Raw genomic sequence first — 25,191 nt, 5'->3', positions numbered from 1 at the left:
GGGGCGTGGTGACAGCCACAGTGGTCCATGGGGCACCGCAGAACTGGCGGCACTCAGGGCGAGCCCGAAGACGAGGAGCCACCTACTGCTCTGGCACAGCATTCCTGCGCGTGAGCCGATAGCTGAGGACAAGCTCCAGCGCGGCCAGAAGTAGCGCTATCACCAGGAAGTAACGCCACAACTCCGTCGCGTCTGAGCCCTGGATGCCCGCTGCCACGAGCTCGTCTGCTGACGACAGGTATCGGAAGGAAACCCCCGGGCTCAAGAGGCGTTCAAACCAGGATTGGATCTGCTCTGGGGTGGCGTACTCTAACCGGAGCTCGGCTGTCGGAATGTTGACGGTTACCGTGGTCAGCGGTGTAGCGTCGGTTGTCAGATCGTACACCCCAGGTTCCCGCAAGACTCCAAGCTCAAGGCGAGTTCCCGTGCTGAGCTGGAGTGGTGACAGTAAGCGGCGAGTCCCCGAGGGCTCCTGGAGAGCGACGGTGCCTTGGGCGGCAGGGAGTGTCAGCGTAACACTTTCCCCGGTCTCGCGGAAGAAGGCCGGAACGGCTGTGCTCCCCGCTAACAGGACGGAGCGCACCACGACCATAGGGAAGAGCCCGCTGCGCGGGAAGTCGCCCCATTCTAAGTCTGGAGCAACACCGCAGAAGATGAGATGACCTTCACCAAGGCGTTGCTCAGCGAGGATAGTTCCAGCAGAGCTGCGGAGGAGCGGAACTCCTCCATCGGTGCTGACGAGGCGGTACAACTTCGGGGTTTCCGGGAGCAATTCCCCGCGGGTTTCGCCAGCGAAGACTCCGCTGAAAAATGGGTGGTGCTTGTCGGCCCACACAATCGTTGCGGGCTGCGCTGGGAGGAAGTCACGACGAGCAAGCTTGGTCATCCCTTGTTGCGCAAGCCAAGGGGCCACAGCCTGCATCCAGCCGCCATCGGCGGCGAAGAGTACGACCCCGCCACCACCTCGCATGAAAGCCTCCAGCCGGCTCAGATGGGCTGGCGTCAGGGCTGTGGAGGCGATGACGAGTACTCGGAAGCGGGTTAGATCGCTACTTGCGAGCTCGGCCGCTGACAGCGTCTCTAGCCGAAGTGGCGACGATTGGGCAGGGTAGGCTGAGAGGGCTGCCTCAAGGAAGGTAGAAGCTGCTCCATCGGCCAGCAGCCCGACGCGAATCGGCTCCGGAACCACGAAGCCGACGAAACGGCGTTCCCCAACGGAGACGACGTCACCTTCGGCGACAACGGCAGTATGGACGAAGCCTGGTGCAGTGGGGGTGCCGGTGAGCACCACCGTCTGCGACTGCCCGGGCTGAAGGACAACTCGACGCTGGGCCACGCGCTCCCCGTTCCAGAACAGGGAGACCAGCCCGTTAGCGGGTTGAGCCCCAACATTGGAGACCCGCGCTGTGATAGCTACTGGTTCACCAACAGCTCGGAGCTGGGTCTCTAAGCTTACAGAGTCCACGACGAGCCCCAGCTCAAGTTCCTCCTCGGCGGCGACATTGACAGCGTAGACAGTGATGCCGGCTTCTAGCAACCTCCTTGTGGAGGACTGCTCTGCGAAGAGGTTCCGCTGGAAGTCGCTGAGGATGATGACGAACCGCTGCAGATGGCGTGCTGTGCGGAGCAGCTCCTCGGCTCGCTGGAGCGCAGCCGACAAGTCACCAGCTTCGGGGCGTGGTGAGAGAGAGTTGAGCGCCTCGATGAGAGCTCCCCGAGCATTTCCCCACTCGGCCATTTGCCATTGGACTGGAGGGACAGTCGGTAGGAGGGCAACCTCGTCTTCGTACCCCAGCGAGCGGAGTAGGCGCTCGGCATACTGTTGGAGCCGTCGGAAGCGCTCTCCTTGAGCATCCGTAATCCCCATGCTGGCGGAGTTGTCGACGATGAGCACGATGCTTGCAGGTGCTTGCGTGCTCAGGAGTGGCAGTTTTCCTGGGATGACCGGGCGTGCGAAGGCTAAGACGACGGCTGCAATGAGCGCCATGCGCACGGCCAGTAGGAGGAGCTGTTGCAGCCGAAGGCGGTGGACTGTGCTCCGCTGCAGCTCTTTGAGGAAACGCACAGAGCTGAACTCAAAAGGACGGGGCCGGCGCAGCGTTAGCAGGTGCAGGACTAACGGGATAAGGGCTGCGACCAGCCCAACGAGTACGAGCGGGTTCAAGAAGTGCATCCTGCTCTTGGCGGCTTCGCCTGTGGCGTAGATAGACGAAGCCCTCTGTCGGGGCGTGCACTAGCTTAGAACGGGGTGTCTGCGTCGTACGGCGGTGGTGGCGGTTCGGGGTAGTGGAGCGCCAGGTTCTCGAACCGGGCGAAGTCTCGGAGATAGGCTAGCCGAACCTCGCCAACCGGGCCATTGCGCTGCTTGCCGACGATGATCTCGGCAGTGCCTTCCGTTGGAGTGCCGTCGTCGTACGTCGTGATGCCGTACATCTCTGGACGGTGGATGAAGATGACGACATCAGCATCCTGCTCCAAGGAGCCGGATTCTCGTAGGTCTGCCAGCATTGGGCGTTTGTCTGCCCGTGACTCCACAGCACGGTTGAGCTGCGCCAGCGCTACCACGGGGATATTGAGCTCTTTTGCCATCATCTTCAGCGAGCGGGAAATCAGCGCCACTTCGCGCTCGCGGCTCTCTGCCTTCGGCGGGTGGACTAGCTGGAGGTAGTCTACGATCACCAGCTGCACGTTGTGCTCGGCTCTCAGCCGGCGCGACTTCGCCCGTAACTCCAGGAGCGACAGCATCGGGGTGTCGTCAACAAAGATCGGAGCATCGGCTAAGCGCCCAGTGGCTTGGACGATCTTGGAGAGCTGCTCGGGACTAATGCGGCCGGTGCGGAGCCGGTGGAGGTCTATCTGGGCTTCGGCCGCCAAGAGGCGCAGCGCGAGCTGCTGGGCGGACATCTCCAGTGAAAAGATGGCCACTGGGACCCGATACTCCACGGCTACGTTGCGGGCAATCGAGAGCGCTAGCGCTGTCTTGCCCATCGAAGGACGGCCTGCAATGACGATGAAATCCGACCGCTGCAGGCCTCCAAGGAGTTCGTCCAGCCGGACGTAGCCCGTGGGGATACCCGTGACACCATGCCGCGAACCCCGCTCCATGAGGTGCGAAATCACCTCAAACGTTGTGCGGGCTAGCGAGCGCATGGGGATAGCAGTCTGTTGCAGCCGCTTCTCAGCAATCTCGAAAATGGCGCTCTCTGCCCGATCCAATTCTTCGAGGGCGTCGGTGGAGTCGTCGTAGCAGGCATAGAGGATTTCGGCTGCAGCGCGGATGAGGCTCCGCTTGATGTAGTGCTCCAGCACAATCCGGGCGTAGTACTCTACAGCGCTCACTGAGGGGACCCGTAGGGTGAGCTCCGCGATGTAGGCTGTTCCTCCAACTCGTTCCAGCAGGCCTCGCCGACGCAGTTCTTCCGCTACTGTTAGGGCGTCAACGGTAGCCCCACGTTCGAACAGCGACACCATAGCGGCAAACAAGAGTTGATGGGCCTCTCGATAAAAGCAGTCAGGCTGGAGCAACTCTACACCTTTGGCAAGGGCAGAGCGGTCTAGCAGCATAGCACCCAGCACTGCCATCTCTGCCTCCACAGAATGCGGCGGCACACGTTCGGTGAGCCGCTCTAGCGGGATGACCTCTGCCGTCCGACGATGCCCTGCCTGCAGGAATTTCTCCAACGGGTAATCCGCAGCCCCCTCTGTACCTTGCAGTGGCATGAGAGGTGCTCCGATGGTGTTACGAAACACGAGCGAAAATACTGAGAGGCGATGCCAGAGAGGGCATCAAGCGTGTTGGTGCAGGTGCATAGCTCTGCTTCGCTATAGGATGGCCTGGTTCAGCTGTGGCTGGTTAGCATCAGTTCACGCCGAGGCAAGCGGGGCGGCCTCTCAAGGGTAAACTAGGCAGGATGCTAGCTCCGTGTGCTACCTGTGACGCTTGCTGGGGGTGAGGTGGGAACCTTGTGGTGGGGACGGCAGTATAAGGCGGCTGGAAGTGTGGTCGGTATGTTGAACCATCAGTGGTGGAGTTGTGATGTGGTACGTTGCGATGCTTGCGGCGCTGGTGGTGGCAGCAGCATCAGCGCAGACGATTCAGGTGGGTCTCATGCTGCCTTTTGCCAACAACATGCCCCCGCGACTGAGCGAGTGGATAGAGAACGAGCAGCTCATCCAGGTCGTTGTGCGCAACACGGACCAGCGGCGGGGGTATGACAACTTGGTGATCTCGTTCCAGATCTTCCGCAACGACCGCGTAGTGGCGCGGAGTCGGGATGGGCATCCGGCACAGCCGCGGTTTTCGCTAGGGCCTGGGGAGGGACGGGTGATGAAGTGGCGGGAGGTTGTGCATCTGAAGGCAGTGGAGTATGACGAGGGGTTGTCCAGTCAGGCGCTGGCCACTGGGGAGCTGCCTGAGGGGGAGTACCGACTGTGCATCAGGGCGCTTCAGCTGATCGGCCCTGGGGTAGAGAGCAACACTGACTGCCGCCACTTTGCCGTTCGGTCTCCGGATCCGCCGCGGTTGCTGTCTCCGATTGGTGGGGCGCAGGTCTTCCCGATGCCACTGCTGCAATGGACGCCAAGCAATCCGGTAAGGCCAGGTGTGATCTACCGCGTAACACTGAAAGTACGCTACCGAGGGCAAACGCCAACTCAGGCGATGCAGAGTAACCCGATTCGGCTGCAGGTGGATGTGCAGGCGACGAGCTACCAGATTCCGGTCCATCAGCAGCTTGGGGTAGACGCTACTGACCCGAACTACGCTGGGCATGTCTGGCAAGTGCAAGCCTTGCTGAACGGTCGGCCATACGGACGGAATCAGGGACGGAGCCAGATTGAGTGGTTTACGGTACCAGCGATGGCCGTCGATCCAGTCAAGCCAGGAGGGCCGGTGGTAGTCTGGGAGTTGGATTACGGAGAGCTACTGAGTGGCCGGGTAGCTAAACTCGAGGTGACACTGCCTGAGAATGCTCCAGATACGTTGACGTATGTAGTGAGAGCTCGCATACCCGAGCGGTTGAGCTGGGAGAGGGTCCAGCAGTTGCTTGGGCAGGGTGCATCCGCCGATACCCTCCGAGTGAGTGGTGTTTACCGTGGAGGCTACTTTGTCTACGGTGGCAGGCCACAGGACACGAGTCGGACGGAGGAATGGGAGCGTCGTCAGCCGTACCGTGGAGGCTACTTCGTCTTCGGTGGACGACCACAGGACACGAGCCGGACGGAAGAGTGGGAACGCCGTCGGCCATACCTCAGTGGTTACTTTGTCTATAGCATCCCTCAGGACACAACTCAGCCCATAACGCTGCAGGGGTACTATGCGAAGAACTGGGCCCATGAGGTCCGCAAGGAGATCTCCGCCCGCAGCCGTGATGACAGAGAGAGTGGCCAGGGGCTTCGTCAATCGCCGGTGAGGGGGAGAATAGAGAGAGGCAGAATCAAACTTAACGAGCCTGTAGATATTGTTGGGTTGCGTTCGGCTCCTTCTTTTACACCACCGGTGGTTGTGGAGCCTGAGGGACCCATTGGCTGCTTCCCACAGGGGAATGGCGTCCAACTTGGAGGGGTGCTGATTCCCGATCACATCGCCCTGCCGGAACTGGTGCTGGAGCTTGGTGAAGGGGAAGAGCCGGTTTGCGAGCTTCCCCCAGTTCATGATGAGACCACTGTCACATACGCCTGGATGACGACCGCCAGGCAGACAGGGCCCCGCTCCTGGTGGGCGAGGTTGAAAAAATGGTGGGAGGAACGGAATAAGCCCACCCTCAGTCCCCCCGGGGTAGTTCGCTGATAGTAGAGCCCGTGTGCTAAGACAAGCGGAGGAATCATTCAGCACAGCACCCCACCGATGCCGGTGGGGTGCTGATTTTCAGACGGACTCTGGCGGAAGTAGCTGCTGCAGGTAGTTCCATTGCTCCTCGGAGAGAAGCCCGCGGGAGTGGGCCACCGATGCAGTGGCTAGGAGGAGGCTCCTGTAGACCGCCCGTTCGTTGCCTTGGAGGCACTCCAGGTGGCGTTGGAGCGTAGGCCAATCGGCGCGTATGATGGGGCCGGTCAACGGGAAGGAGCCAATCGCGGAGAAGGTGTTTCGGACGCTTGCCTCCGCAATTGGGCGGAGGAACACAGAGGCTGGGATGCCTGCGGAGGAGGCTATGTCGAAAGCGAAATGCAAGAGCGCTGTGAGCACATTGGAGGCAGCCACAGCGGCAATGTGGTAGCGAGTGCGATGCTCAGCGGGGAAGCATGAAACAACGACAGGGATACCTTCCAGGACACGGATGAGTAGTGTTAACTGTTGGCGCACTCGAGGGTAGGGTGATTCCACTAACCACCCAACACAGCGCAGGAGATAGGGCTGCGGCGGCCAAGGGAAGGTCTGGAAGGGATGGGCGCAGCCCCATTCTACACCTGATGGCGCTCCTTTGAAGACCTCTCCCCCGAAGCTGCCGGCGGTGTGGATGAGAGCGGTCTGCTGTAAACGCTCCGTGCCGAGTGCTTGGATGGATTCCTCCACGACTGCCGTGATAGCCTGGTCGGGAACGGTATACCAAACGAGGTCCACAGGAGGCAAGTCGTCCCAGCCCTCTCTGTATGGTATCCCTTGAGCTTGAGCCCACACAGCATGTTGGGGAGAGCGTCCCTTGAGCCACCGGAGGCATCCGAGTCGGTGGAATGCTAAGGCCAACGTGGTTCCTAGGCGCCCAGGGCCGACGATGCCGCAGGTAGGCAATTCGTTCATCGCCGCTCAATCACGTACCCGTCGCGCAGGTCTTTGATCGTGTAGCCAGCCCGCTGGATTTGCTCTCGGATGGCATCGGACTCGGCGTACCGGCGCTGGAGCCGCAACTGCCATCGCAGCTCTGCCAGCCGGCGGATCTCTTCTGGGATTTCCTCCTGCGGTCGAGGCGCGATATCCCAGACGTCCACGATCAGGTTGAACTCCGAGAGGAAATGCAGGACCTCACGACGACTCTCTGCAGAGAGGGCACTGGGTGGAGTGGCATTGATGAAGCTGAAGAACTCAGCGAAGGCTTTTGGAGTATGGAGGTCGTTGGCCAGGTGGCAGAAGACGCTCTCTCGGACGGCGGCGGTGTTCACCGTCATCCCATCGGCAGCCGCTGGCTCGTCGTGCAAGGCGTAGATGTACTCCTGGACGCGCTCTCGAGCTCGGCGGGCGGCTTCTATGCCGGGGAAGGTGAAGTTGAAGGGGGAGCGGTAGTGTGCTCCTAACATCGCAAAGCGCACGTCCAGCGGATCGATCCCGCGAGAGAGCAGATCGCGGAGGGTGTAGAAGTTGCCTAGCGATTTGCTCATCTTCTGGCCCTCTACCTCCAAGAACTCGTTGTGGACCCAGAAGCGGGTGGGGTCCACACCGTAACCGGCCATGCTTTGAGCAATTTCGTTCTCGTGGTGGGGGAAGCGTAGGTCTATGCCGCCGGTGTGGATATCAAACGGGAGTCCCAAGAGCTCGTGCTCCATGACGGAGCACTCTAAGTGCCATCCGGGGCGCCCAGGGAGGGAATGGCCGTGGAGTCCAAACTCCCAGTATGGCTCTCCCGGCTTGCGGCCTTTCCAGAGCACGAAGTCGCTGACCTCATCGCGCTCGTACTGGTCTACGTCAATGCGCGCACCAGGCTTGATGGCCTCAGGGTCCACAGTGAAGAGGCGCCCGTATTGAGCAACTCGCCGCCAAGCCGAGAGGTCGAAGTAGACGCTCCCGCCGGCGATATATCCGAAGCCATGCTCTACGATGCGGCGCACTAGGTCCTGCATGGGAGCGATGTAATCGGTGGCTCTCGGCATGGCGAAGAGGTCGCTGCGTCGGATACGAAGCCGCTCGATGTCCTCCAGGAAGGCCTGTTCGTAGAAGCTCGTGTATCGGCGTAGGTTCTCGTGGGGGTCGTCTGTCTGCTCTCCCATCTCCGGGAGCCAAGAGGGACTGCCCGGGGTGCTCCCGCGGATGGTCTTGTCGTCGATGTCGGTGATGTTCATCACCCACCGGACTTCGTAGCCTCCGACGACACGCAGCACCCGCTGGAGGAGGTCGGCGCAGAGGAAAGCCCGCATGTTCCCAATGTGGGCGTAGTCGTAGACTGTAGGACCACACGTGTACATTCGCACTACGCCCGGTTGGAGTGGCTCAAAGGGCTCGAGCTGGCGGGAGAGGGTGTTGAAGAGCTCAATCTTAAGCATCGGAGGTGCGGAATCTGTCGAGGTCAATTCCGTAGCGCTTGAGTTTCCGGTGCAGGTGCTCTCGTGAGCAGCGTAATTCCCGTGCTGCCCTTGTGACATTTCCTCGATGTTTCCTCAGGGCCTTCTCTATTTCCTCCTTCTCAGCCTGTTCTCTTGCTTGCTGGACTGGTGTGATTGTCGTGCTACCGTCAGGCTTCCAATTCTGTCGTTGGGTCTGTTTGGTCTCTTCTATTGCCTTCCGAACGATGCGAGGGGTGATGCTGTGAGTACCCTCTTCGTGTGCGATGAGCAGGCATCTCTGGACCACGTTCTTGAGTTCCCGAATGTTTCCCGGCCAGTCGTAGGATTGGAGCGCTTCTACGGAAGCACTGGAGAATTCGAAGGTTGTCACGGGGGGACAATCCCAGATCTCTTTCGGTAACTCGTCGGCAAAGTGACGGGCCAAGACTGGAATATCCTCTAGGCGCTCTCGCAGGGGAGGAAGGTAGATGCTCTCTTGCTGTAGCCGCTCGAAGAGGTCACGTCGGAAGAGCCCTGCATCCACAAGGCGAGGGAGGTCACGGTTGGTAGCAGCGATGAAGCGAATGTTTACCTCTTCCGGCTTCGTGGAGCCAACGCGATAGAAGCGCCTCTCCTCGATCGGTTTGAGGAGGTCCGACTGTTGCTCAAGCGAAAGTTCTCCGATTTCATCCAGGAAGAGTGTACCGCCGTCAGCCTTGTGGAAGAAGCCATCCGTAGGTTTGGGGGAAGCCCCAGTAAATGCTCCCGGCACAGTTCCGAAGAGTCTTGAAGGGAAAAGCTCTTGAGAGCGGGCTACGTTGGGGACATCTACGACGACGAATGGCTTATCTCTGCGCGGGCTTTCATTGTGGATAGCCTTTGCTAGGAGAGTCTTGCCCGTTCCTGTCTCTCCTAAGAGGAGAACCGATAGCCGTGTCGGGGCGACACGCTGGACTTTTTGGGCAATCTCTGCCATTTTCTGGCTCTGAGTCAGGACGCCAAGGGAACGGAGGTATTCCAGCGGTTTTTGGAGGACTTGCTGACGCTGGTGCGCGAAGCTGGTAAGGCGCTCAGGCAGAGTCTCTAGTTGGTTCTTGGGGACATACGTCTCCGCCCCTTGCTTAATGGCCCTCTCCACGAGCACTGCCTGCTCGTAGCTTGAAAGCATTATGACCGGTGCGTTTCGGAGCTGCAGGACCCTAGGCAGTAGCTGCAGACCCTTGGGCTCCCCGTCAAACATGACGTCCAAAAGAACCGCAAGGACGTCCTCGGAAGATTGCTGTAGAAAGCGTAGGCCTTCCTCTGGGTCGGTGTAGCCACGGAAGGAGTAGCCGTGCTGCTTGAGCAGGCGCTCTGCTTCGGAGAGCCATTCGTGCTCATCGTCAATCATCACGATCGTGTAGCGCTTCTCTAGCATGGATGTGTGGTGACCGTGTGGTGATCATAGTGCTCAGTAGGCAAATTTATTATGGCCTGCGGAGAGCTCGGCGGGCGGCCTCCAGAGAGTCGTAGAGGACCCACAAGGATTCGTTGCCATGCGTACGGTAGCGGGGGTTCCAGACAGCGCGCATGAAAGCAGTAGGGGCTCGGTACTCAACGAAGTGCTGGGAATCAGCCGGTACATAGAAGGCTGGGACCGCTTGGAAAGCTCGGTGGGTTTGGAGCAAGAGTCGGCAGTAGAGGGAGCCATCGATGCGTCCGAGACGGCGTCGCCAGAGGAGGGAGTCTTCTGTAGCCTCATATTGGAATAGCTCGGCATGGGCTGTCAGTTCATAGCCGCGGATGGTCTTGCCTAAACTGTCCTGCACGCCCCATCGGAGGCGGACCTCCTGCAGGGCTGGAGTAACGCAGGGTGGGAGACTGCGACAGGCTGCCCAACAGACGAGGAGTCCCAGCGCCCACCACTTCATGCTGTCCGCATCTGCTCAGCAACGGCGGGGAGCCGCTCTGCGAGGAATGAGCGGATTCGGTGGATACACTCTGCCTTCCCCAGCACTTCCATCGTCTCGAAGATGCCAGCGCCAACGGATTTCCCCGTTAGAATGAGTCGAAGAGGATGCACGATGGCTCGTAGTGGCTGCCCACGCTCTTCCACGAACTGTCGGATTTGCTGCTGAAGCTGCTCCATAGTGAAGGGCTCCAGCTCCTCCAAAAGCGCCAGGAGTTCCTCCAGCCAGCCAGGGAGCTCCTCGCGCCAGTACTTGCGGAAGTATGCCCAGTCGTACTGCTGGGGCGGAACGAACATGTAGTCCCCGAACGTTGCAATCTCAGGTAGCCGGTCGACACGTTCGCGGAGGAGAGCAACGACACGGACAACATACTCCAGCGGGAACTCTGGGTAGTTGAACGAACGCAGGATTGGCTGCAGCTCCAGAGCTAATCGCTCCACAGGGAGCATCCTCAAGTACTGGGCATTCATCCAATCCAGCTTCTTACGGTCCACGATTGCAGGGGCACGATTGACCTTGCTCAGCTCAAAGCTGGCGATGAGCTCTTCCAAGGTGAAGATCTCCCGGTCTGCCGTAGGGTTCCAGCCCAAGAGGGCAACGAAGTTGAGCAGGGCTTCTGGGAAGTAGCCCTGTTGACGGAAATCCTCTACTGCTACGTCGCCATGGCGCTTGCTGAGCTTGCTACGGTCGGGATTTAAGAGCAGCGGCAGGTGGGCAAACTGTGGCGGTTCCCATCCAAAGGCCCTGTAGAGGAGGATGTGCTTCGGTGTTGAAGGGATCCACTCCTCGCCGCGGATGACGTGGGTGATTCGCATGAAGTGGTCGTCGACCACGTTGGCCAGGTGGTAAGTGGGGAAGCCGTCGGATTTGAGTAGGACCTGGTCGTCGATGTCACGGCTGTGGACAACAATGTCTCCGCGGATAATGTCGTGGAAGCGAATCTCCTCATCCAGCGGCACCAGAAGCCGGATGACTACAGGAGCTCCGTCTGCCAGGAGGCGCTGGACTTCATCTGGTGGGAGTGTGAAGGCGTTGCGCATCGAGAAGCGGTCGTACTTCGGAGCGACCCCAGCGCGGCGCTGCCGTTCGCGCATGCGCTCGAGCTCTTCCGGGGTGTCGAAGGCGTAGTATGCAGCGCCGCGCTCAATGAGGACCTGGACTTGTCGTCGGTAGAGCTCCAACCGCTGGGACTGCACGTACGGTCCATAGGGCCCGCCAACGTGGGGGCCTTCGTCGAACTCCAGCCCCACCCACCGCAGCATTTCGATGATGTTCTCTACGGCGCCAGGGACGGTGCGCTCTTGGTCGGTGTCTTCAATTCGTAGGATGAAAGAACCGCCGTGGTGGCGGGCAAAGAGGAAGTTGTACAATGCCGTGCGCAGTCCGCCGATGTGGAGAAAGCCTGTCGGTGAAGGAGCAAAGCGGACCCGGACGCTCATGGACTAGTGGTGAGCGTGAGACCTTCCTGGTGGGGGACGGGATCGGTGTGGAGCTGGAGGCTGGCTTCGGCGAACGTGCGCTCGGTTTCGTGCACGCGCACGCTGAGTCGGTGCAGATTCGGATAGCTTCGGAGTTCAGGAGCAAGCTGCTCCAGAAGCCACTGGGCTATATTCTCCGCCGTTGTCAGGAAAGGAACGAAGACAACCTTAAGCTCGGGGTGCTGCTGGAAGAAGCGCACCATCGGCTCATCGTCCTCGGAGCAGAGGAAGGCGTGGTCGAGGCGTTGGAGGATTGGCTCTACCAGACGAGCCAGCTCCAGATAGTCCAGCACCATTCCGCGGGCGTCGGGTTCCCCTTCCAGGGTAACAACAGCACGGTAGGAGTGCCCATGCACATTCTGGCAGCCGCAGGTGTGGAAGGGGAGCCGGTGGGCCATCTCCCAGCGAAACTCTTTCGCGATCCGGATGCTCATCCTCGTTCCTTCGGGCGCTCGTACCGAGCTTGGATGACTGAGCGCATACCGCCGCGGGTGTTCCACTCGGTGATGACCTCCATCTCCAGCGGATCGCAAGCTGCCACCAAGTCGTCCAGGATGCGGTTGGTGACGTCCTCGTAGTAGATGCCCTGGTTGCGGTACTGCAGGAAGTAGTACTTCAGCGACTTCAGCTCCAAACAGAGCTGGTCCGGGACATAGCGCACCGTGACGGTCCCAAAGTCGGGCAATCCAGTCCGAGGACAGACAGAGGTGAACTCCGGATTGATGTGCGTGATGACATATCGCCGTCCCGGTTTCGGGTTAGGAAAGGTCTCGATTGATACCGCCATTGGCCACGTTCTGTTGTTGCGCGCAAGGACTGCACAAAATTATTCGAGCTACCCCATCACGCGGGGGTACAAAGGAGCACAGGCCTCAGGGAGATTTACCAACAACTATCGGTTGGCACCGGCACAGTGCGGCAACGCTACTCCGGGCTTTCTCGGCAGCTTCGCGCGTGGGGTAGTCTCCAACAGTGACAACGTAGTGCAATTGTCCTTGGCGAGGTCTCTCCGTAATCGTCGCTCGGAGGCGGAGGCGGCGCAAGCGGGCAACTTCTTGTTCGGCCAATTCCTGCGTGCGGAAAACCGCGACTTGGAGGGTGTACCGCGTCGGCTGTGGGGTCGGTGTAAAGGGAATGCCAGAGGTAGGGGGAGGTCCTACGGTTGCTCGCAGCGTCTCCCAGGCATACGGGAGGAAGTCTGATGTGGGATACTCTTTTCGCAGCCGCTCGAAGAGCTGCCATGCCTGCGCGGTGTCGCGGCGGAGCGCATGGTACTGGACCAGGCGACAGAGAGCATCATCGCTCCATTCGCTCGTTGGAAACTCGCGGACGATGCGCTCATAGAGGGTAACGGCCTGATGAGCGTCGGAGAGCGTTGCAGCATGGAGGAAGAGAATGGCGGGATTGTTGGGATACCGGGCGAGCCATTCGGGCAGCTCTCGACGGACGGAGTCCAGCTTCCCATAGGCAATCCGGAGCAAGGCCTGGCGGGCATATTCTGTCGGAGATTGCTGTGCTCCAGCAGCCCAGACCAGGCAACAGGCAATTCCAAGGCAGCGATAGAACATGGGGGTAGCTACGTCTATAGGAGCCGGAACGTCCGCGAAAATACGCCACGACGAACCTCAAGGGTGGAGGGGAGACAGGCCAACAGAGAACGGATGCCTCTGCGACTCTTGGTGGCTGCAGGAGGGACGGGCGGACACTTCTTTCCCGCAGTGGCGGTCGTCCAGGCGGCCGAGCGAATCGGACCGGTAGAGGTCTACTTCGCTGGCCGGCAGGACCGGATTGAAGGCCGGTTTGCGCCGATGTTGAGCTGGAAATTTGTCGCACTCCCTGTTGCCCCGTTCAGCAAGGATCATGCGCTTCGCTTTGTGGCGGGGATGACCAAGAGCCTACGGTTGCTGGCCCAGCTCGTACGACAGCTACGCCCTGATGTTGTACTGGCGACAGGGGCCTACATTGGGCTGCCTGCTGGTGTCGTTGCAGGGCTGCGTCGCATTCCCTTGGTTCTGGTGGAGGTGAACGTCCTGCCGGGGAGGGCAATTCGACTGCTAGCGCGTGGAGCGCGGGTTATCGTGACGGCTTATGAGGAGACGGCGCAGTGGCTGCCAAAGTCGGTGCATTCACGGATTCGGCTCTATGGGGTGCCAGTTCGACAGGAGTTCAGGAATCCTCCGTCAGCGGAGGAAGCGCGCCGCCGTCTGGGGCTGGAGCCAGAACGGCCAGTCATAGCAGTACTCGGGGGGAGTCTGGGGGCAGCCCGTCTCAATGCTGTTGCGCAGCGACTGCTACCGGCCGTCGAGAGCGGACAGTTCCAGCTAATATGGCAGTACGGGGAACGGTGGACAGTTCCGGGGGAGTTGCCGGCCGGTGTCGTTGCGCGGCCGTTTTTCTCGGAGCCTGCTGTGGTGATGGCCGCTGCTGATTGTATCGTTGCGCGTGCAGGAGGAATGACAGTTGCTGAGCTCTGTAGCATTGGCCGTGCGGCCGTGCTGGTGCCCTATCCGGGGGCAGCAGAGCAACACCAGGAGGCGAATGCCCGCTGGATGGAACGGAATGGTGCAGCCATGTGTGTGGCGGATATGCGAGCGGAGCAAGAAGTCCCTGCAATTGTTCAGCAGCTCCTCAGCAACGCTGCCGCACGCCAGCAGATGGCAGCAAGGGCACGTCGGTTGGCGCGGCCCGATGCTGCCGAGCGAATAGCCGCAGTGCTGTGGGAGCTCCACAGCAGCCATGGGAAGGCTTTGGGGGCGAAGCCACAGTGAAGTACAGCCAGATGCCTTCCGCGTTGGGCAGACGAGGTTCGGACAGCCGGGACTAATTTTGTGCCTGTGTCAGCAAGACTTTGGTGGAGTTAGCAGCTGGCCTAGGCGGCATCCACGGTTGTATGATGCTGCTGTGCTGGGTTCTCCATGAGCTCGCAGTCGGCTGAGAGGGTTTACCGCTACCGCCTGGATATCTACTGGCGGGCGCTGGCATTGTACCTCTTGGCGCTACTCGGCTATGGCTTCGTCCGAGGTGGGATAGCAAACGGGCACTTTACAGTAGCCCTTTTCGACCCCGTCGTCCTGCTGCTGTTGCTCTTCGTGGTATGGACTGGGGTGGTGCTCGTATGGGCGTGGTATCGGAGGCCCTGGATTGGGGTGGGAGAGGACTACATCCGCTTGAGCACCCGTTTCCGGGAGCAGGTCGTGCGGTTAGGAGAGGTAGAGCGAATCGTTCTGCCGCGGCGGCAGCGCGGCTGGGGACGATTGGTGCGGATCTGGCTGCGTCAGCCCCGGAAAGTGATCCTGCTGCGTCCTGCTGCTTACGAGCGCTCGCAGGAGTTGCTGCAAGAGTTCGTTCGGCTGGGCCGTATGCTGCGGGGTACGGTATGAAGTTGCTCGGGTTTGTGGGCGCTACCTTCGTAGCAGCGGCACAGCTCCTCCCCCCAACCAACGTAGAGCAGTTGCAGAAGCTGGCTGATTCCTGCGCCCAGGCTGTCTGTCAGTACTTGCCTGGGGGGAAGTATGTTGCCTTCGAAGTGGAGCCCCACCCTGCTCAGTGGCTGTTGGAGCACGCCTTTGCAGCCGGTCTTGCACGCTGTGGTGTAGTGATCCTGGAGGCTGCTGATACAGTGACTCGTCTCAAGGTGGTGATCACGGACATTGGGGTTATCTACGAGCGGCTCTCCGAGGGACATGTCCGGAGGACGGTGCGTTTGGGGGTCGTGCCGACACTCCGCTTATCCAATCGGCAGCTTGTTGCACTCCCTACGTGGCGGGCCGTGCACGCGGACACGCTCTCTATTGCCGTCGTCGCAGCTGTTGAGCAGCCTGCCTATCCCTTCGCTACTGCCCGTGTACCCGAGCACCGTTCGTTCTGGCGCGACCTTTTGGAGCCAGCCCTTGCCCTTGCGGCTGGTGGGGTCATCTTAGTGCTACTGTTTTCGCTGCGGACGCGGTAGGATACTGTGTCCTCCCTGTGTGTTGCCGTTGGTGTGGGCCGAGGGAGCCTGCCAATAGCGACGTAGGCGGCGGTAGTAGGGCAGCACCTAATGATGCTGGCATACAGTGCCCGGGGGCTTCCTACGGATTTGTGGCACGCGCCCTGCGAGCCTGGTGGGTAGACTGTGTACCTACCTGCGCGGAGCTACCCCCACGATTTGCTGCTATGAGGTTGGCTCAGCGGAGGCTTCGGCGCTGAGAAGGACCTCGCGTTGCTCCTCACCGGAGCGATAGAGTGCTTCCAGGACCCGCATTCGGTGGACGGCTTCTTGGGCTGTAGAGAGTGGTGGAACATGCCCGCGGAGCATGTTGAGGAAGTACTGCCACTCAGCAGCGTACGACTGGGTATACTGCTGAGCCGAGGGTAGACAGGCCTGCCCTTCGGCATGGATGGTCAGGAACTCCCCGCCCTCGGTCTGCCGGACGACACGGAATGGATTGATGTAGCCGCTACCCCTTGTGCCGAACAGGTTACAGTAGTACAGGTTCTCTGGCCGCATCAAGGACCAAGAGCACTCTATGGTGGCGATACTGCCACTCGCGAAGTAGAGGGTCGCCACTGCGAGGTCCTCGACTACACGCGTCTGCTGGCGGAAGAGGGCTGCGTGGACAGAACGTACGGGGGCGAAGTCATACATCCACAGCACTAGGTCTATCAGCACGATGCCCAGGTCTATGAGCACGCCTCCGCCGGAGATGTCCGTGCGGGTGAGCCAGCGCCGCTCCTTCTGCCGAGGCTGGAGCCATCCGGCTTTGATGTAGTAAATCCTGCCTAGCTCGCCGCGCCCGACGTAGGACCGCAGCAACATCACATCTGGGCGGAAGCGATGGTTCATCCCTACCATGAGTTGGCCTCGGCTGCGGGCTGCTATCTGGGATACCATTTGCGCTTCAGCAAGTGTGCGGGCAAGGGGCTTTTCAACGAAGGCGTGCTTACCGTGTTCTAGGGCTGCACAAGCGATCTCAGGGTGTGCATCAGTGGTCGTGCAGATGTCCACGATGTCAACTCCGTCCAACTGCCAGAGTTCGTCTAAACGACTGGCAACGTAAGGGATGCCGAAGCGCTCAGCGACAAACCGTGCTTTCGAGAGAACCCGGTCGTAGACGGCTACAACTCGAACTCCCGGAAGGCGAGTCAAGAGAGGGAGATGCACGGTTTGGGCGATGTGTCCTACTCCGACGACGGCGACGCCAAAGCCTTCCATCAGGCTACAATGACGTGTGCTGGGAGGACGCTGCAAAACTCCGCAACTTTGCTCAAATGGTCCTAAGCCCAGGCCGGCCAGGCCCGGCTCCGTAATTTTGTGCTATGTTGGCTTCTCATGCAGGTGTAGGTGATGCGGAAACCTGTGCTGATCGTCTCTGTTGGAGCAGCAATCACCGTCGCGGCGGCGCAGCAGCCGGCTCTGCGGCAGTGGACCTCTCTCGGACTCTGGGGGGCTGTAGGGGCGAACTTCCATGCGCCAGACCTTCAGGTGGGCGGTGGGGTCTACAATCGGAGTGCAACAGGGGTAGGATGGGGAATTGGAGGCTCGGTGACCTTCCCTCTGAGTTCTGCAGTGGGGTTGGGAGTGCGCGTCGGCTATGAGGCATTGGGTGCGGAGCTGAAGTCCACAACCGACACTGCGCTGGGGACTCGAATCGGCGCTGTAGAGCTCTTTCCGCACGCCTTGATCTGGTTAGGGCGATTCTACATCCCTGCAGGGGTTGAGCTCGGAATTGGTGCAGGGGCTTCTTACCAGCGACAAGGGCAGACGACGTGGCAAGATATCCCCGACCAAGCCCTTCGGTTTGCTCTCGGGGCCGGGATTGGGTGGGCGCTACCCTTGAGCCGTTCGGTGACATTGGCCCCAGAAGTTGGGCTTCGGGTACCGTTGACGGATGTCTCCAGTGCAGATGCATGGAGTCCATGGAAAGTGACGCAGCTACGGCTCACCGTCGGTCTCCATTTTGGGATTGCCCCTACAGAGCCGAGATCTCCAACCCCTGAGCCTTTGGCTCCAACAGTCGCCCTTACGTCGCAGGTTCGACGCCTGACGATCGAAGAGGTGCGGCTGACGGAATACTTCCCACTGTTGCCGTACATCTTCTTCCCTCAGGGCCAGGCATCGCTAGCCAACGCGGGATATCGGTTGACGGCATCTAAGGCAGAGTTTTCCGTAGCCCAACTGCCGATGGACGCGCTTGAGGTTAACCGCTCCATACTGGACGTCCTCGGCAAGCGGCTCACGGAGTATCCAACGGCACGTTTGACACTCACGGGGACAACTGATGGGCGCCAGGAGGCTTGGGACGCTGAGCTGCCCCGTAACCGTGCCGAGGCCATCAGGCAGTACTTGGTAACGACGTGGGGAATTGCTCCTGATCGAATTGCTGTTCAAGGACGGCGATACCCGCAGAAGCCTTCGGCTACTCGCTCTACTGTTCCTGAGGACCGTCGAGATGCCGACGCGGAGAACCGTCGGGTTGAGGTCAGCTCGAATGTGCCAGAGGTGCTAGCGCCTGTTGCGCTAACGGCGGAAAATCAGCGCTACGTCCGTCCTGAAGTTGTGTCCTGGGACCTTCAGCTCTCTGCGGCTACCCCCATTGCGTCGTGGGAGCTGGTGCTCAGCCAGGCGGGACAGACAATCGACAGTATCCGTGGTCAAGGGCAGCCGAGCTCTCCGCTCGTGTGGCACGTTCCGGCTGCAAAGCTTCGGGCCGGAGAGCTACCGCTGGAGTACGTCTTTCGTGTTACTGACGCTCGAGGGAGGACAGCCGAGACAGTAGGCTCCATCCCGGTGGACTACGTCTCCACCCTTCGGAAGCGAGCAGAGCGACTCCCTGATCGCACAGTGGTACGCTTTAGCTTGGTCCTGTTCGACTTCGACAGCGATGCCCTGACGCCCGAGAACCAGCAGGTGCTAGAACAGTTGGTGCTGCCCTCTATCCAAGCCACTTCCCGGGTGCGAATTGTGGGGTATACAGACCGCATTGGAGAGGAGCAGTACAACCAGGAACTATCCCTCCGCCGGGCCCAGCGTGTACGCGATTTCCTGTCTGCACGTGTACCAGGAGCGCAGTATGAGGTTGCGGGCTACGGGGAGAGTCTGCTCCTCTTCGACAACAACGACCCAATTGGACGCCAGCTCTGCCGGACCGTCCAGATCACGGTTGAGACCCCCGGCGGCACAACTCCATGACCGACTGGACTGGATACCGTTACCTTCCCCTCATCAACTCGCCGGAGGACCTTCGGAAGCTACCCGAGAGCGCCCTTCGAGATGTCTGCGCGGAAGTGCGCCGCTACTTGATTGACGTCATCACGCAAGTTGGGGGGCATTTCGGGGCCGGACTGGGGGTGGTGGAGCTAACAGTCGCGCTCCACTACGTCTTCAACACCCCGAAGGATAAGCTCGTCTGGGACACAGGCCACCAGGGGTACCCTCACAAGATCCTCACAGGGCGCCGTGACGAGTTGTGGACGATTCGGCAACGCGGCGGGATTTCGGGATTCCTCAAGCGCAGTGAAAGTCCCTACGACGTCTTCGGAGCGGGGCATGCCAGCACTAGCATCTCCGCCGCGCTTGGCATTGCCACTGCTCGCGACATGATGGGTCGCGACTTCAAGGTCGTCGCCATCATCGGCGATGGTGCGATGACGGGAGGCCTGGCCTACGAGGCAATGAACAACTGCGGACTCCAGCAGCGCGACCTCATCGTCATCCTCAACGACAACCGCATGTCCATAGCCCCCAACATGTGGGCGCTTTCCAACTACTTCACCCAAATCTTCGCCTCGCCGCTCGGTCTGAAAGCCCGCAAGGCAGCGCGAGAACTTACGGAGCGGATGGATGAGGTTGGAGACCGCCTCCGCCGGTTGCTGTCCCGGGTGGAGAGCGGGGTAAAGGCCATCATTACGCCAGGCATGCTCTTTGAGGCGCTGGGCTTCAAGTACTTTGGGCCAGTCAATGGCCACAACGTTCACCTCTTGGTTCGCTTGCTCCGCTCCCTGCGAGAGATGCGCGGCCCGGTCCTCCTGCACGTCATCACCCAAAAAGGCAAAGGGTATGCACCAGCAGAGCAGGACAGGCAGAACTTGCACGCTATCGGCAAGATAGACAAGATCACCGGCAAGCCTTTCTCTGCTCCATCGGACAAGCCCAAGCCACCGCTCTACCAGACCGTGTTTGGGCAGGCAATGGTAGAGCTCTGTGAGCGGGATCGGCGCATTGTCGGGATCACTGCTGCAATGCCTGATGGGACGGGGCTCAGCATCCTCCAGGAGCGTTTCCCAGACCGCGTGTTCGATGTTGGGATCGCTGAGGCCCATGCCGTCACGTTTGCGGCAGGGTTGGCAACAGAAGGAATGCTCCCTGTGTGCGCGATCTACTCCACCTTTCTGCAACGGGCCTTCGACCAGATTGTCCACGACGTCGCCATTCAGCGCCTCCACGTCGTCTTTGCATTAGACCGCGCTGGCGTAGTTGGGCAGGACGGCCCTACACACCACGGGATGCTGGACTTGGCGTACTTGCGGATCATCCCGGGCATGGTCGTCATGGCCCCGAAGGACGAGCAGGAGCTCCGCAATATGCTCTACTCCGCGCTCTACTGCTATACGGACGGGCCAGTAGCGCTGCGTTATCCTCGCGGGCACGGAGTGGGGGTACCACTCGGGCCAATGGTCCCTCTTCCGCTGGGGAAGGCGGAGGTCCTACGGCAGGGGGAGGATGTGGCAATCGTAGCTATCGGTAAGCCTGTCATGGAGGCACTTCGAGCAGCAGAGCTCCTAAAGGAGCAGGGGATCCAAGCGGAAGTAGTCAATGCTCGTTTTGCTAAGCCCTTGGACACAGACTTGCTAGACGAGCTCTGTGAGCGGCACTCGCTCCTCGTTACCGTCGAGGATGGGCAAGTCCTGGGTGGGTTTGGTTCCGCCGTCCTGGAGTATGTCGGGCAGCGGTACAACCGCCGTGTGGATGTGATGCTCCACGGGATTCCGGACTGCTTCGTGGAGCATGCAACCCCAGAGGAGCAGTACCGAGAGCTCCGTTTGGATGCACAGGGGATTGCCCAGGTCGTCTGTGAAGCCTTGAAGCGTCACAGTCCGAAACGGCGGTGGACACGCCGCTTCTTTGCCTTCCAGCGCTAAGGAATGGCAACACCGCAACTGGAACGAGAGGAACTGTCGAACCAGCCAGTGCCGAATCGCACGGCAGCGGCTGTGACCCTGTCGCCAGGAGCGACGTTCTTCGCTTTAGTGCTTCGCCACTGGAAGGTGCTGCTGGCGAGCGTTGGGCTCACCACGGGAGTTGCCGTTGGTGTGAGCTTCTTGGTGCCGAATTGGTATGAAGCAACGGCCAGCGCCGTTCCCTCCTCCCGGAACATCATGGGATTGGAAGGGATGCTGGGAGCTGCTGCGGGTGTGTTGCGGGATATTGGCGCACTACGCCTCGGGACATTGGGGCAGCAGGGCTATAACTTCCTGGCCATCCTGGAGAGTCGTCGCTTGAAGGATTCGCTTATCCACCGTTTCCGACTCTGGGAGCTTTACGGGCTGCCAGATACGGCGATCCATCGGCTGTACCGGAAGCTGGAGAGGGACCTGGAGGTGACCTACGAGCTCAACGGCAACTATACCGTTACGGCGCGTCACACAGACCCAAAGACAGCGGCAGCGATGGCCAATGCCGCCTTTGAGATTGCCAACGCCATAGCAGCCGATGTTGGGCAGCAAGAGAGTGGCCAGCTTCGGCAATACTTGGAGCAGCGCCTTGCTCGCTTGGATAGCGCAGCCACCCTTATTGCCGATTCGCTCCGCTTGTTTTCGCGACAGACACTTGTCTTCTCTCCACTTGACCAGGCGCAAGCAGCGGCGAAGGCCCTGGCGGAACTCAAAGCACAGGCGATGTACCAGACGATTCTCCTGGAGGGGCTGCGGTATGCCTACGGACCGGGCGATCCCGCTGTGCTGGCCCAAGAACAACTCGTCAGAGAAGTGCAGCAGCAGCTCCGTCAGGCAGAGCTACGGCCAGGGCTCATCGGGGACTTCCCTTTACGCAACGCTGCTACGGTTGGTCTGCGGTTCCTGCGGCTCTACGCTGAGCTGGAAGCATACCAACGTGTTCGCAGCCTACTCTTGCCAACCTTGGAGCAGGTGCGCATAGACGAGCAGCGCTCACGGCCGGTACTCTACGTAGTGGATCCGGCCGTTCCGCCGCAGTTGAAGGCGTATCCCAAGCGAGCCCTCATCGCGGTTGGAGCAGCTGTGGGCTCGCTTGTGCTGTCGTTATTGGCCCTCCTCCTGTGGCAACGGTGGCAGGAGTGGCGTCGGCAGGCTTCCTATGCAGGGGACGGGGCGTCGGGAACGGCCGATAGGAGATGAACTCCCGCTGGGGTTCGTTGTAGCACTCCTCTCAGTGCCAGCGGGGTTAGCTGGACTTGCTGTAGCGCTTCGTGAAGAGTTAGTGGCTGCCTTCGCAGTAGCAGGGCTTGGACTGACGGTGCTGCTCTTCCATAGACCGCTCCTGTGGCTCTTTGTGGTTGCTCTCTCCCTGGCACCGTTGACCCTGTTGCAGGGTCCAACAGTCCAGCCGGAGGAAGTAGTGCTGGTGCTCTGGCTGCTTGCTGGGGTGGTCGGGTGGATTGGCTGGCACGTCCTCATCCAGCGTCGGCAGCTCGTGGAGCACTGGGGCGACAAGCTGCTGCTGCTCTTCTTGGGGCTCTCCACCTTGAATTTGCCGATTGCGCTCCTCAACGATGTGCCGATAGAGGAGTGGCTGCGGCGGTGGCTGCCGATGTGGCTCCTGCTCTACTACTTCCCTGTGCGTTACTACATTCGGACGCCGCGCCAGTTGCTGGTTCTGCTGGCAGCCCTGTTAATTGCTGGCCTAGTCGTTGCCCTCTTCTCGCTCCAGCGGTACCGCGCAGGGGCTATGCTGGCAGAGTACGCATACCAGCTCCGCGGGAAGTACGCTCGGACACAAGCCGAGCACTTCCTGGCTTTCGCCATCCTCGGGTGCATCGTTGGAGCAGCCTTCCTGCGGTCCCTCCTCTGGCGCGTCTTGCTCCTGGTGTGTGCCATCGTCATGGGGGCTGCAGTCGTGGTGACGTTCTCCCGGACGGCCTGGATGTCAGTAGCGATTGGCCTTCTGGCTGCATGGTTGTGGTTGTCGTGGCGTCAGCGGCTGCGGGCAGTGATCGCTGGGGGTGCGCTCATAGGGATCAGCATAGCGGTGGTTGCAGTAGCATTCCCCGCACTCTCTTCGGTACTTCTGCGCCTAGCTGAACAACGCTTCCTCTCGATCGGTCAGGGGCAGCGCGATTTGGCTATACGTGGCAGACTAGAGCAGCTCGGCAGAGCTCTGGAGGAGGTAGTCCGTTTCCCGCTGGGTGGGCAAGGCATCGGCAAGGCCTTCCCGTACTACGAGCCGGCAGTCTTCCGCCACATCCACTACGAGTACATCCACAACGGTTACGTAGCGACGGCCTACCGGTACGGCGTGCCAATGGCACTGCTGCTGATTGCAGCGTTGGTAGGACATCTGTGGTATGGCATTCGGCAACTCCGGAGGTTGGCTCCGGATTCGGTTGCCCGCATGGTCACTTTGCTTGGGGTTGCTGGAATGCTGAGCGCGATGCTCTCGCTTATGATGATGGAGAATCCGCTGGACATGCGTGCAACGACGATGGTCCTCCTGTGGACGCTGGCGTTGTTGAACCTTCGGCAGCCTCTTGCGGATGCAACCTGAGCGTTCAAGCCTCGTACGGCTGAACGTTGTTCGTGGCCTGTTGTTGGCGGTGGCGGGAATCTTCGTGCTGCGACTGGCGCAGCTACAGCTCTTCCGCGGCCAGGAGTACCGTGAACGGGCAGAAGCACAGGCTATTAGGAAGGTCATTGTCCATCCTCCGCGGGGTATCATCTACGACCGTTCGGGAGTACCTCTGGTGGAGAACGTGCCAGCCTTCTCCGTAGTAGTCATCCCAGGGGAGTTCCCACTGGAGCGAACCCCGCTCTTGGCCAGTTTGATAGGGGCAGACAGCCTCCAGCTCCGTCTACAGCTTGACTCAGCGCGGCGGCATCTGGCTACTCGGTTTGCTCCGCTGCGGCTCGTTCAGGACGCGGATTTTGATGTCGTCGCTGCAGTAGAGGAGCACCTCACCAACTTGCCCGGGGTTAGCGTTGAAGTGGAGACTAGGCGTACGTACCGCGGGCCAGCGCGCCTGGCACATGTTTTGGGCTACGTCCGCCAAGTCTCTCCCCAACACTTGGAGCGGATGGGGGATTACTATCGGCCTGGGGACCCAATCGGGTATACGGGGATAGAGGCCAGCTTTGAGCCATTCCTGCGAGGGGAGAAGGGATACCGCTTCGTCGTCGTCAACGCCCTGGGGCAGCCGGTCTCGGCCTTTCGCGAACAGCGGTACGATGTCCCTGCGCGCGAGGGGTTCGATGTTACGTTGAGCGTAGACACACGTCTGCAGGCAGTTGCAGAGCGGCTGCTGGAGGGGCGCCGTGGAGCCATAGTGGCTCTTGATCCTCAGACGGGAGAAGTGCTAGCGATGGCAAGTGCGCCAGACTATGATCCCGAGCCCCTCAACCGTCGGCATGCAGGGACCTACTACGCTGAGCTCTTGGCAAACCCTGAGCGTCCCCTCTTCAACCGTGCTATCCAGTCGCAGTATCCTCCAGGCTCTACGTGGAAACCACTCGTCGGTCTGGCCGCACTCCAGGACAGCCTCATTACTGAGCAGACACGGATTGTGTGCTCTGGTGGCTTCTTCTACGGTGGTCGGCTCTATCGGTGCCACCATGCCCATGGCGCACTGACACTCGTGGAAGCTCTGAGGGTTTCGTGTAACGTCTTCTTCTACCAGCTCGGACTGCGGGTGGGGCTGGAGCGGCTGCATCAGGTTGCGGCGCTGTTTGGGTTTGGGCGTCCGACGGGGATTGATATCCCTGGCGAGTACAGGGGGATTCTGCCGTCGCGCGAGTTCTACGACCGTCGTTATGGTCGGCGTGGCTGGAGCGAAGGGGGGAAGTTGGTGAACCTTGGGATTGGGCAAGGGGAGCTTAGTGTCACTCCCCTGCAGATGGCTGTATATGCTGCGGCGCTTGCCACGGGCGTCGTGCGCCAGCCCCATCTCGTTCGGGCGGTCTACAACAAGTACACTCGACAGCTCCAGCCTTTGGCGTACGCCGAGCGCCCTCTTCCGCTGTGCCCAGAGGCTCTAGAGCTCGTCCGGCAGGGCATGGAGGAGGCCGTCAATGCAGTAGGGGGGACAGCCCTTGCAGCACGTCTTCCTGGAGTTGTGGTGTGCGGCAAGACTGGCACGGCCCAGAATCCCCATGGGAATGATCATGCCTGGTTCATCGGATTTGCACCCCGGCAGCATCCTCGGATTGCCTTCTGCGTGATGGTAGAGAACGCAGGGTTCGGAGGCGCTGTCGCAGCCCCAATGGCTCGGCAGCTGCTGGAGGCTTTCTTCTTCGGGGCGCAGCCAGACTCGGTGCAAAGCCGTCCAGTTACCGGGGTGACGGCAGCACTCCAGTAGGAGAGCTTTCTGCAGTGCTTCGTAGCTTTGCGGCTTAGGAAGGTGGTCGGT

At 60.4% G+C, this 25,191-nt stretch carries 20 protein-coding genes; 9 read left to right on the top strand and 11 right to left on the bottom strand.

Annotation, left to right across the window (positions count from 1 at the left end):
- Positions 1-82: 82 nt before the first annotated feature.
- Positions 83-2,173, bottom strand: coding sequence for a BatA domain-containing protein (locus NZ960_05850; GenBank protein ID MCS7177124.1), 2,091 nt, complete (start codon positions 2,171-2,173; stop codon positions 83-85).
- A gap of 65 nt (positions 2,174-2,238) precedes the next feature.
- Positions 2,239-3,720, bottom strand: coding sequence for a replicative DNA helicase (gene dnaB, locus NZ960_05845; protein ID MCS7177123.1), 1,482 nt, complete (start codon positions 3,718-3,720; stop codon positions 2,239-2,241).
- A gap of 316 nt (positions 3,721-4,036) precedes the next feature.
- Between dnaB and NZ960_05840 the strand changes: the two genes are divergently transcribed.
- Positions 4,037-5,788 (top strand): hypothetical protein, encoded by a 1,752-nt coding sequence (locus NZ960_05840; protein ID MCS7177122.1) that lies wholly within the window; start codon positions 4,037-4,039, stop codon positions 5,786-5,788.
- 78 nt (positions 5,789-5,866) lie between these two features.
- On the opposite strand, the gene NZ960_05835 is transcribed toward NZ960_05840, so the two are convergent.
- The 8 genes from NZ960_05835 to NZ960_05800 all read right to left on the bottom strand — a co-directional run bounded on the left by NZ960_05835 (position 5,867) and on the right by NZ960_05800 (position 13,185).
- Positions 5,867-6,736 carry a DUF2520 domain-containing protein gene (locus NZ960_05835; protein MCS7177121.1) on the bottom strand — a complete coding sequence of 290 codons (870 nt, stop codon included), beginning with the start codon at positions 6,734-6,736 and terminating at the stop codon, positions 5,867-5,869.
- The gene (gene cysS, locus NZ960_05830) at positions 6,733-8,190 is read right to left on the bottom strand and encodes a cysteine--tRNA ligase (protein ID MCS7177120.1); all 1,458 of its coding nucleotides are present in this window, start codon (positions 8,188-8,190) and stop codon (positions 6,733-6,735) included. Before cysS ends, NZ960_05835 begins: the two co-directional genes overlap by 4 nt.
- Positions 8,183-9,607, bottom strand: coding sequence for a sigma-54 dependent transcriptional regulator (locus NZ960_05825; GenBank protein ID MCS7177119.1), 1,425 nt, complete (start codon positions 9,605-9,607; stop codon positions 8,183-8,185). Before NZ960_05825 ends, cysS begins: the two co-directional genes overlap by 8 nt.
- A gap of 49 nt (positions 9,608-9,656) precedes the next feature.
- The gene (locus NZ960_05820) at positions 9,657-10,100 is read right to left on the bottom strand and encodes a hypothetical protein (GenBank protein MCS7177118.1); all 444 of its coding nucleotides are present in this window, start codon (positions 10,098-10,100) and stop codon (positions 9,657-9,659) included.
- On the bottom strand, positions 10,097-11,578 hold the full coding sequence (gltX, locus tag NZ960_05815; GenBank protein MCS7177117.1) for a glutamate--tRNA ligase: 1,482 nt from the start codon (positions 11,576-11,578) through the stop codon (positions 10,097-10,099). The genes NZ960_05820 and gltX overlap by 4 nt, the downstream gene beginning before the upstream one ends.
- Entirely contained in the window at positions 11,575-12,051 is a 477-nt protein-coding gene (locus NZ960_05810; protein ID MCS7177116.1) for a 6-carboxytetrahydropterin synthase, read from the bottom strand. Before NZ960_05810 ends, gltX begins: the two co-directional genes overlap by 4 nt.
- A complete protein-coding gene (gene queF / locus NZ960_05805) occupies positions 12,048-12,404 on the bottom strand; it encodes a preQ(1) synthase (protein MCS7177115.1) in 357 nt (118 codons plus the stop codon). Before queF ends, NZ960_05810 begins: the two co-directional genes overlap by 4 nt.
- 85 nt (positions 12,405-12,489) lie before the next feature.
- Positions 12,490-13,185 (bottom strand): SPOR domain-containing protein, encoded by a 696-nt coding sequence (locus tag NZ960_05800; protein ID MCS7177114.1) that lies wholly within the window; start codon positions 13,183-13,185, stop codon positions 12,490-12,492.
- Positions 13,186-13,278: 93 nt separating this feature from the next.
- On the opposite strand from NZ960_05800, the gene NZ960_05795 reads away from it, so the two are divergent.
- From NZ960_05795 to NZ960_05785, 3 genes are all read left to right on the top strand, one after another.
- Positions 13,279-14,385, top strand: coding sequence for a UDP-N-acetylglucosamine--N-acetylmuramyl-(pentapeptide) pyrophosphoryl-undecaprenol N-acetylglucosamine transferase (locus NZ960_05795; GenBank protein MCS7177113.1), 1,107 nt, complete (start codon positions 13,279-13,281; stop codon positions 14,383-14,385).
- A gap of 147 nt (positions 14,386-14,532) precedes the next feature.
- On the top strand, positions 14,533-14,997 hold the full coding sequence (locus tag NZ960_05790) for a hypothetical protein (protein MCS7177112.1): 465 nt from the start codon (positions 14,533-14,535) through the stop codon (positions 14,995-14,997).
- A complete protein-coding gene (locus NZ960_05785; protein MCS7177111.1) occupies positions 14,994-15,566 on the top strand; it encodes a hypothetical protein in 573 nt (190 codons plus the stop codon). The genes NZ960_05790 and NZ960_05785 overlap by 4 nt, the downstream gene beginning before the upstream one ends.
- 204 nt (positions 15,567-15,770) lie before the next feature.
- Here the strand turns inward: NZ960_05785 and NZ960_05780 are convergent, their stop codons facing one another.
- The gene (locus NZ960_05780; GenBank protein ID MCS7177110.1) at positions 15,771-16,811 is read right to left on the bottom strand and encodes a Gfo/Idh/MocA family oxidoreductase; all 1,041 of its coding nucleotides are present in this window, start codon (positions 16,809-16,811) and stop codon (positions 15,771-15,773) included.
- Positions 16,812-16,943: 132 nt separating this feature from the next.
- Here NZ960_05780 and NZ960_05775 point away from each other — a divergent pair, with 132 nt between their 5' ends.
- The 5 genes from NZ960_05775 to mrdA are packed head-to-tail and all read left to right on the top strand — an operon-like array spanning position 16,944 to position 25,140.
- Entirely contained in the window at positions 16,944-18,788 is a 1,845-nt protein-coding gene (locus NZ960_05775) for an OmpA family protein (GenBank protein ID MCS7177109.1), read from the top strand.
- A complete protein-coding gene (dxs, locus tag NZ960_05770; protein ID MCS7177108.1) occupies positions 18,785-20,737 on the top strand; it encodes a 1-deoxy-D-xylulose-5-phosphate synthase in 1,953 nt (650 codons plus the stop codon). The genes NZ960_05775 and dxs overlap by 4 nt, the downstream gene beginning before the upstream one ends.
- A 3-nt stretch (positions 20,738-20,740) precedes the next feature.
- A complete protein-coding gene (locus tag NZ960_05765; GenBank protein MCS7177107.1) occupies positions 20,741-21,970 on the top strand; it encodes a hypothetical protein in 1,230 nt (409 codons plus the stop codon).
- A complete protein-coding gene (locus NZ960_05760) occupies positions 21,930-23,336 on the top strand; it encodes an O-antigen ligase family protein (protein ID MCS7177106.1) in 1,407 nt (468 codons plus the stop codon). Before NZ960_05765 ends, NZ960_05760 begins: the two co-directional genes overlap by 41 nt.
- Positions 23,326-25,140, top strand: a complete 1,815-nt coding sequence (mrdA, locus tag NZ960_05755) for a penicillin-binding protein 2 (GenBank protein ID MCS7177105.1) — start codon at positions 23,326-23,328, stop codon at positions 25,138-25,140. Before NZ960_05760 ends, mrdA begins: the two co-directional genes overlap by 11 nt.
- Positions 25,141-25,191 lie beyond the last annotated feature (51 nt).

The sequence above is a fragment of the Candidatus Kapaibacterium sp. genome, assembly GCA_025059875.1.
Lineage (GTDB): Bacteria > Bacteroidota > Ignavibacteria > Kapaibacteriales > HRBIN21 > HRBIN21.
Note: the sequence above shows the minus strand (reverse complement) of the source record. Positions and strands in the feature narration are given on the sequence as shown.